This is a genomic window from Rhodopirellula maiorica SM1 (assembly GCF_000346295.1).
Lineage (GTDB): Bacteria > Planctomycetota > Planctomycetia > Pirellulales > Pirellulaceae > Novipirellula > Novipirellula maiorica.
The window spans coordinates 1-7,494 of record NZ_ANOG01001070.1 but is presented as its reverse complement, the minus strand read 5'-3'; the positions used below and the strand labels follow the sequence as shown (position 1 = coordinate 7,494).

Annotated in this window: 7 protein-coding genes; 6 read left to right on the top strand and 1 reads right to left on the bottom strand. The window is 54.3% G+C overall.

Annotated elements, in window-relative coordinates:
• Positions 1-9: 9 nt before the first annotated feature.
• From RMSM_RS44030 to RMSM_RS34780, 6 genes are all read left to right on the top strand, one after another.
• The gene (locus RMSM_RS44030; RefSeq protein WP_081614460.1) at positions 10-348 is read left to right on the top strand and encodes a four-helix bundle copper-binding protein; all 339 of its coding nucleotides are present in this window, start codon (positions 10-12) and stop codon (positions 346-348) included.
• A gap of 142 nt (positions 349-490) precedes the next feature.
• Positions 491-997, top strand: a complete 507-nt coding sequence (locus tag RMSM_RS43945; protein ID WP_081614459.1) for a copper-binding protein — start codon at positions 491-493, stop codon at positions 995-997.
• A gap of 72 nt (positions 998-1,069) precedes the next feature.
• The gene (locus RMSM_RS34795; RefSeq protein ID WP_052031949.1) at positions 1,070-2,680 is read left to right on the top strand and encodes a vitamin K epoxide reductase family protein; all 1,611 of its coding nucleotides are present in this window, start codon (positions 1,070-1,072) and stop codon (positions 2,678-2,680) included.
• Positions 2,681-2,719: 39 nt separating this feature from the next.
• On the top strand, positions 2,720-3,352 hold the full coding sequence (locus RMSM_RS34790) for a c-type cytochrome (protein WP_008708843.1): 633 nt from the start codon (positions 2,720-2,722) through the stop codon (positions 3,350-3,352).
• 132 nt (positions 3,353-3,484) lie between these two features.
• The gene (locus RMSM_RS34785; protein WP_008708841.1) at positions 3,485-4,573 is read left to right on the top strand and encodes a glycoside hydrolase family 15 protein; all 1,089 of its coding nucleotides are present in this window, start codon (positions 3,485-3,487) and stop codon (positions 4,571-4,573) included.
• An 18-nt stretch (positions 4,574-4,591) separates the two neighbouring features.
• Entirely contained in the window at positions 4,592-5,629 is a 1,038-nt protein-coding gene (locus RMSM_RS34780) for an SDR family oxidoreductase (RefSeq protein ID WP_040771131.1), read from the top strand.
• A gap of 341 nt (positions 5,630-5,970) precedes the next feature.
• Here RMSM_RS34780 and RMSM_RS34775 read toward each other — a convergent pair whose 3' ends face one another.
• A complete protein-coding gene (locus RMSM_RS34775; RefSeq protein ID WP_008708836.1) occupies positions 5,971-7,494 on the bottom strand; it encodes a multicopper oxidase domain-containing protein in 1,524 nt (507 codons plus the stop codon).

Genomic DNA, 7,494 nt, shown 5'->3' with positions numbered 1-7,494 from the left:
AGAATCAGAATGAGTCGCGAAAAGTTTCAGTCTTGCATCGACGCCTGCCTCGACTGCGCTCAAGCATGTGAGCAGTGTGCGGATGCCTGTCTTAGCGAAAAGGACGTTGCAAAAATGGCCGAGTGTATTCGTACCGACCGCGATTGCGCGTCGATGTGCTGGACGACTGCTACGCTGATGAACCGCAATTCTCAGTTCAGCGCCCAAGCTTGCCAGTTGTTAGCGCAGTTCTGTGAGGCATGCGCTCAAGAATGCGAAAAACATGACATGCAGCACTGTCAGGACTGTGCAAATTCTTGTCGCAAATGCGCCGCGGAGTGCCGAGAAATGGCCGGGGTTCGGGCGTAGCCAGTCCTCGGAATGAAGACGTACGCTTCGCGGAATTGATACTCGCATTGTTGCCAGCGGGGGCGCCGACCGGTGCTCCCGCTGCGTTTTGATACTCGACGGTGAATCCGCAGAGACTTGCACCGGCATTACGGGGTGAACGATCACCGCCGTTGTTCTCGAAAAACTAGCGTTAAAAATCGACCACCAAGACATCAATGGCTTCTTAACCGCCATGGAAATTGAATTCCAAGTTAAAAATGCCAGTGTGCTCGAAGGGACTAACGAAGGTGATCAGGTCAAAGGAGAACTTGTCAGGAGAAATGGGAAGCTGACCATCACCCAACTCAACCAGCGGCCAATAGCAGAAGAAATTCGAGCCCGCTTTGCCGCGAACGATCGAGATTATTTTGCAACGTTCGAGACAGGTGTCCTCCGGCGAGGTCTACTCGCAACAGACAGTGTACGCCTCCTAACTTTCTCAACGTTTCTGCAGTTCGTACGGCTCCCATTTCAATCTGCGCGTCTCCTATTCGTTTTGTCAAAAGCTCTTCAGACCACAGTTGGTGTCCCAGCCGATACCCCGGCATGGTATTTGCAAGTGCACAGGCGCCTCTGTCGGGCATTCGATGTAGCGGCGTTCCGGGTCGATAGATTTCTGGGTCGATAGATTGAGGGAAGTTGGCCTTCAGGATGCCGTGTGATCAAGCAAGCTGTAGGACGAGAAAACACGGGCTGGAAGATGAGCAACCAACAAAATGAGCATCATGATGACGCAGATCATCCAATGATGGGATCACGTGGTGTTTCACGTCCGATGGCGGAAATGGAAATGCAGGGGCATGGAAACGATCACGATGAAAATCATGAGCAGGGAGGAGACGACAACGGACACGATCATGATATGAGCCATGACGATCGCATGACGATGCTTGAGATGCATCATAAGCAGACGCTCTGGGTCTATTGGACTTTGCCGCTGCTCGGCATCTGGATGATGCTGGCACCGCTTACGTTTGGCTATCTGAATGAAGATCTTTGGGTCGATCCAAGTGGCGGACGCGGGCCATGGTTTGCCGAAGAATCGACTGCGGAACTGCAGCAGTTGCGTGCATGGTTGATGACGGGCAGCGATTTCGTCAGCGGCCTGCTTCTGATCGTTCTCGGCTGGAGGACGCTCAAGCCCAATCGGCCGTACAGTCTCTGGGCGTGCTGCGGCGTTGGCATTTGGCTGACGTTTGCCCCCGTCCTATTCTGGGCGCCAACCGCAGCCTCGTACGCAAACGATTCGCTCGTGGGTATTCTCGTCATGGCGTTGACGATTCTGATCCCCGGCATGCCGAACATGATCATGTATATGCAGCATGGACCTGCTCAACCCCCGGGGTGGAGCTATAACCCGTCCAGTTGGCCACAGCGGTGGATCATGATCGCCACTGGGTTTCTTGGGTTTATCGTTTCGCGTTATCTGACAATGTTTCAGCTCGGATACATCGATTACGTCTGGGATCCATTCTTCAGTTTTGAAACCGGCACAAAGAAAGTACTCAATTCGAAAATGTCACACATGTGGCCAATTTCGGACGGTGGTCTCGGCGCGATCTCTTACACGTTTGAATTCCTCATGGGATACATGGGCAGCCCGTCACGCTGGCGCACCATGCCATGGATGGTTGCGTTCTTTGGCTTGCTTGTTATCCCGCTGGGGATCACGCACATCATTCTGGTCATCTCACAACCGGTTATCGTGCATGCATGGTGCACAATGTGCCTGCTTGCTGCGCTCATCATGCTGCCGATGATTCCACTGGAAGTCGACGAAGTGATCGCAATGTTCCAGCACGTGCGTCAAGCGAGAAAGCGAGGAGATCGTGGCGGGTCGTTGTGGACCATTTTTTGGAAAGGCGGAACGTCGGAGGATTGTACCGTCGACAAACGATCGCCTGCGATGATTGAATTTCCTGATCGACCAGTTGCCTTGTTCAACGCTTCGATCTGGGGAATGAGTTTTCCCTGGACGTTGGTTGGGTGCACCATCTTGGGCATCGTGACGATGTTGATGCCAACCTTGTTTGGCGTCGACATCGAGACGAGGGCTGCTGACATCGGACATCTCGGCGGAGCATTGACCGTTACCGTATCGGTAATTTGCATGGGCGAAGTCGTTCGCGTCGGTCGTTTTGGGAATTTCCTGCTGGCGTTGGCGATGGTCGTTGGTCCGTGGTTTGTCAATCAAGCCCCAACGGGATACGCGATTGCTCTGTCGATTCTCGGCATTGCAGTGGCCGGGCTCTCGATACCGCGTGGCCGGATCACGCAATCCTACGGAAGCTGGGACCGCTATGTACGCTAACAAATATGTGCGTTAACAAAATCTACAAGAGACATTCCTATGAAACGCATTATCTGGACCGCTATCGTCACCGCACTAATCATCGTTGCGATTCCCGTATTGATCGTCGCTTCCGGTGCGATCAATATGGCGGCGACGAGCCAACCGAGCGATTTCGAGCAGACGGTAGCGACATTCGCGGTACAGCGTTCGATGGCTTGGCGAATTCCTGAAAAGTCTGCCGTTCCCGATAGCGATGACGCTGTATCTCACGGTTTGACTCACTATGCCTCGATGTGCGTGAGATGTCATGGAGGGCCCGGTGTCGAGCCAGAAAAGTTCGCGTTCGGACTTAACCCGCCCGCACCGGCTCTGGAAAAACATCTGGACGACTTCAGTGACGAAGAACTTTTCTGGATTATCAAGCACGGCATTCGGATGACGGGAATGCCTTCCTTCGGTAAAGATCACAGTGAGGAAGAGATCTGGAGCATGGTTGCGTTTCTTCGAACGCTGCCCAACCTGACGCGTGCACAGAAGAAACAACTCAAAGAGGCAATCGGCGATTCGCATGCCAATACGAGAGAGGGATCAGGAGGGCACGTTCAAAGTGAAGCAAACGAAAAATCGGGAGATAAAGAAGATCATTCGCACTCCGACCAGAGCCACAGTGCGAGAAACATCGGCGAATGATCGGAACATCGATTGCCGTGACGTGCCCAGCGTGGTGCGGAAGTAAATCGCGTTTGCGCGAATCCGATCGATCGGAACAAGACCGCTCTCACGGTTGGAGCCACCGCCCATTGGAAACCCAGAAATTCATCCATGATGACTCACATGAACCGCTACCGTGCGATTTCTGATTACGCCGTGATCGGTAATGGCTATACAGCTGCCTTGATTAGTCGGCGGGGGTCAGTCGACTGGTGTTGCCTTCCCCGATTCGATAGTGGGGCAGTTTTCTGTCGTTTGCTCGACGACGAACGCGGCGGATTTTTTGAGGTTGCGCCGATTGGGGATTTCAAAGTAACCCGGCGGTACATTGACTCGACAAACATTCTGGAGACAACCTTCATTACGGATACGGGCACGCTGCGATTAACCGATTTCATGCCTGCGCCAACGGACGAGAATCCTTCTCCACGTTCACCTCACTCTTTGCTTCGGCGACTTGAATGTTTGCGCGGCACGGTGGAAGTTCGCATTGAGTGTCGTCCGACGTTCGACTTTGCCAGAGAACCAGCGGATTTCCTTATTGGTTCGGAAGGCGTGGTCGCGCGGACTTCGTCGGAGCAGCTCGAATACCGCTCGACATTGAGTGTCATTGCAAGAGACAACGCCTTCAAGGGGACTCATACCCTGCACGAAGGCGATTCGCATTGGATCGCTCTAACGTACGCTCTCGCTGCTGACGGTGTTCCGGGGTTATCGGCTGGAGAGTGCGACGCAGAGTTCGATCGCACGATGCTGTACTGGCAGCGTTGGGCAAGCCAATGCCAGTACGAGGGGCCCTATCGCGACTTGGTACTGCGCAGCGCACTTGCTCTGAAGCTGTTGATCTTTGCACCTGGTGGTGGCATCATCGCTGCGCCCACGACTTCGCTGCCGGACGAAATAGGCGGGGAGCGGAACTGGGATTATCGCTATACATGGCTTCGTGATTCCGGCATGCTGCTCGATTCGCTTCAACAGCTCGGCTACCACGAGGAGTCCAAACACTTCATTGATTGGTTAGAGCGATTGTGCCTGCAGTGTCAGGATGAGTTTCGCCAACGACGTTGGCTTGATGTCCGAGCAGATCGATGCGGACACTGGCTTATCGTTAGGAAACTTCCCGCAAGGATTCAGTCATTTGGGCCTGATTCGGGCGGCGCTTCACCTAAGAGACATGAAAGAATAGAAGAACGGACGTAAAGAATGAAAGGCAAAAGCATGACAACAACCAACCCGCGATCTCGACGGCCCATAGTGGTTGTGACTGGAGCTTCGGCAGGCATCGGCCGCGCAACGGTGCGCAAGTTTGCACGCTCAGGCTATGACGTCGCCCTAATGGCGCGGGGCGAAGACGGCTTGGCTGCAGCAGCACGGGAAGTCCACGAACTCGGAGGCCGGGCGCTCATTTTGCCACTGGACGTCTCGGACGCGGACGCGGTGGAATCGGCTGCGGAACGAGTCGAGAACGAACTCGGACCGATTGATGTGTGGGTGAATGATGCGATGGTGTCGGTCTTCTCGCCGATTGCCGAGATGACGCCTGAAGAATTCAAGAGAGTGACGGAAGTTTGTTATCTCGGCTACGTTTATGGAACTCTCGCTGCACTGAAACGGATGCGTAAACGGAACCGGGGAACGATCGTCCAGGTCGGCTCGGCACTCGCCTATCGGAGCATTCCTCTTCAGTCGGCCTACTGCGCTGCGAAGCATGCGATTGTTGGATTCACCGACTCGCTGCGTTGCGAATTGCTACATGAAAAGAGCGATATCCACGTAACGGTCGTGCAGATGCCTGCGGTCAATACGCCTCAGTTCTCCTGGGTGAAATCACGACTGCCTCACAACGCACAGCCCGTTCCGCCAATCTATCAACCCGAAGTCGCTGCTGACGCGATCTACTTTGCCGCCCATCATCGGCGTCGTGAAGTCTGGGTCGGTTTTTCAGTGATCAAGGCAATTCTCGGGCAAAAGGTTGCACCTGGATTTGCAGATTGGTATTTGGCGCGAAATGGATATGCATCGCAGCAGACCGATGAACCGCGAGAAAGCGATCAACCGAACAATCTTTGGAATCCTGTCGACGGCGAGGGCGGCGGCGACTTCGGTGCGCATGGCGGATTCAACGACCGTGCAACAGCCAGTTGTCTCATGTTGGAGGTTTCCAAGGCCCGACCCACACTTCAATTGCTAGGCATCGCCGGTCTAGGATTGCTTGCCCTAGGCTGGGCGAGCAAAAGGCTTACTGAAACACATTGATTCGACGGGAAATTTCTCAGCCACTGAGCGATTTCGGAGCCGGAAAGTCTTAGCTTGGCCTCGCCATTTGCTCGATTTTGAACCATCAAAATGAGGGCGGCACCGAATAGCAATAGTGCAGCCCAGACCAGAATTGACTGAGAATCAACAACTGCCGGCCACCTCAGGAACCTTGCGGAGCTTCGCTAGGTCGGCTTCGCAGAAGCGTATGAAGGAGGCGGTTAACCAGCGAGACCACCGGTTCGGTACGAGCTCGACGCGATCGCCGGTGTCGTGTGGTGGAGCCACGAAACGTTGCTCGCGCACTACCTCCGCAACGTGTTTCCTTGATGCTAGACGGTTCACATTTTCTTGCCATCATCCATTCCCATCATCATACTGGGCGCAGGTTCATAGCGACTCGGGTCACCGAATCGTCGAACGATCTCCGCGAAGACTGCTCCCTTTTCAACGGGCTCATCGGATTCCATGACTAGGTTGTATAGGTCATCCGGCAGAACTCGCATCACCGTCATCAAGCCTTTGACCGCCATCGGATAGGTCGCCCGCATTCCTTTCGACTCACGTCGATTCCAAAGGGTCTCCATCTGCGGCATGGTGCGTTCCATGCCCTGCATCTTTTGCGGGTAACCGGGTGTGTCCCAATGTTGGCCCTCTCGTGAGTAATCGACCGCTGGACGGGTCGAGGTGTTTTGCTGATAGCGATCGACGTTGGAGTTTTCTCGCATACGCGGTCCCACGTGGCGGACCATATGGTTCATCATGTGATGCACCATGTGACAGTGGAAAATCCAGTCGCCAGGATTGTTTGCGATGAACTCGAAGTTGGTCGCTTGCGCCACACCAACCAGCGACGTATTACGAGGCACCCATGCACTGCTTGGTGTTCGTGCTCCTTCATGGCCCGTTTCCCAGTAGGTATGTCCATGCAGATGGATCGGATGATGCTGCATCGGGGAAAAGTCCAGCAATCGAACGCGAACACGTTCCCCGTGTTTGCAAACGAGCGGTGTGGTCAACGGCCCACTACGTCCGTTGATCGTATGCCAATTCCAATCCATCGCCCACGAATCCGACACAGTGTGCGTTGGAGGAATATTAAAGTTTTGGAAGATCAAACCGAAGTCGCGATCAACTGGCGGATCATAAACTTTTTTCGGATGAACGATGAACCAACCGACCTGCCCAAAGGCCTCTTGCATCGGGATGTGCGAATGATAGAAGAACGTGCCTTCCTCATGCACGTCGAATTCAAACACCATCGTCTTGCCCGGCTTGATCGGATTCTGCGTCAACGTCGCAGCGCCATCGTACTGGATGGGCAACTCAAAACCATGCCAGTGCGTAAACGTATCTTCGGGTAATTCGTTGGTGACCACGATACGCACTCGATCACCCTGCGTTACTTCGATCGTCGGCCCCGGCATGCTGCCATTGTAGCCATAAACGTCCATGAAATAGCCCGGCAGAAACTCGCGTCGGACGGCTTGCGGCACAAGATGGAATTCTTTTGCTCCGCCCACCATCTTCCAAGGCAACTTGTCCAAATCCGGAGCCTCAAAGGGAGCCGGGCCGGCCGAAGCGGGACGAAACCCCGGCATCTTCTTGCCGAGATAGAAATCCGATTCGGGATCATTTCCCCGCGACGGCTTAAAACGGCTGAAACCGTCGATCTCCGCGACCGCGTCCGATCCACCAGGGATGCGTGGTTTAGCCGATGCATTCCCGATTGGCGGCGGGGCATCCGGATCGTTGCGTAAATCCAAGTTCGCATTGCCCTCTTGAGCAATTGCTTTACCGGCCAGACCTAAAGCGGCGGCAAGGGTTCCCACTTTCAAAAACTTGCGTCGTTCTTCGGTGCTCAT

Excerpts from the sequence above, each read along its gene's own strand:
- RMSM_RS44030 (WP_081614460.1), top strand. The coding sequence starts at position 10 with ATGAGTCGCGAAAAGTTTCAGTCTTGCATCGACGCCTGCCTCGACTGC.
- RMSM_RS34795 (WP_052031949.1), top strand. The coding sequence starts at position 1,070 with ATGAGCAACCAACAAAATGAGCATCATGATGACGCAGATCATCCAATG.
- RMSM_RS34790 (WP_008708843.1), top strand. The coding sequence starts at position 2,720 with ATGAAACGCATTATCTGGACCGCTATCGTCACCGCACTAATCATCGTT.
- RMSM_RS34785 (WP_008708841.1), top strand. The coding sequence starts at position 3,485 with ATGATGACTCACATGAACCGCTACCGTGCGATTTCTGATTACGCCGTG.
- RMSM_RS34780 (WP_040771131.1), top strand. The coding sequence starts at position 4,592 with ATGACAACAACCAACCCGCGATCTCGACGGCCCATAGTGGTTGTGACT.
- RMSM_RS34775 (WP_008708836.1), bottom strand. The coding sequence starts at position 7,494 with ATGAGCACCGAAGAACGACGCAAGTTTTTGAAAGTGGGAACCCTTGCC.